Annotated in this window: 2 pseudogenes; both read left to right on the forward strand. The window is 61.4% G+C overall.

Features of this window, described 5'->3' with window-relative positions:
* Positions 1 to 362 (forward strand): annotated as a pseudogene (gene sucC, locus AB3X94_RS41805) (succinate--CoA ligase subunit beta); the annotation flags it as partial.
* Positions 363 to 492: 130 nt separating this feature from the next.
* Positions 493 to 757: pseudogene (locus AB3X94_RS41810) on the forward strand (succinate--CoA ligase subunit alpha); the annotation flags it as partial.

Below are 757 nucleotides of genomic sequence, written 5' to 3' on the forward strand. Positions count from 1 at the left end.
TGGCAACGATGGACACCATCAAGCTGTTCGGCGGCGAACCGGCGAACTTCCTCGACGTCGGCGGTGGTGCGACGACCGAGAAGGTCACCGAAGCGTTCAAGATCATGCTGAAGAACCCGAACCTGACAGCGATTCTGGTCAACATCTTCGGAGGCATCATGCGCTGCGACGTGATCGCGGAAGGCGTGATCGCGGCGTCGAAGGCCGTGTCGCTGAAGGTGCCGCTCGTGGTCCGCATGAAGGGCACGAACGAAGACCTGGGCAAGAAGATGCTCGCTGAATCCGGCCTGCCGATCATCTCGGCGGACAGCATGGAAGAAGCGGCTCAGAAGGTCGTCGCAGCTGCTTCGGGCAAGGCGTAAGCCACCTGTCTACGGCGCATTTACCAGCTCATTTGCCAAAATGACGAGTGGCGGCGCGCGAGCGACACAGGCGTGAAGTATCGCGCCGGGTGGCGCTACCGCGCGACGCCAAACGAACAGAGGTCAATACATGTCGATTCTGATCAACAAAGACACCAAGGTCATCACGCAGGGCATCACCGGCAAGACCGGGCAGTTCCACACGCGTGCTTGCCGTGAATACGCAAACGGCCGCGAAGCGTACGTTGCGGGCGTGAACCCGAAGCGTGCCGGCGAAGATTTCGAAGGCATCCCCATCTACGCGAGCGTCGCTGAAGCCAAGGCTGAAACGGGCGCGACCGTGTCGGTGATTTACGTTCCGCCGGCAGGCGCTGCCGCGGCAATCTGGGAAGCCG

Origin of the sequence: Paraburkholderia sp. BR10923 (assembly GCF_040948765.1) — a bacterium.
Classification (GTDB): domain Bacteria; phylum Pseudomonadota; class Gammaproteobacteria; order Burkholderiales; family Burkholderiaceae; genus Paraburkholderia; species Paraburkholderia youngii.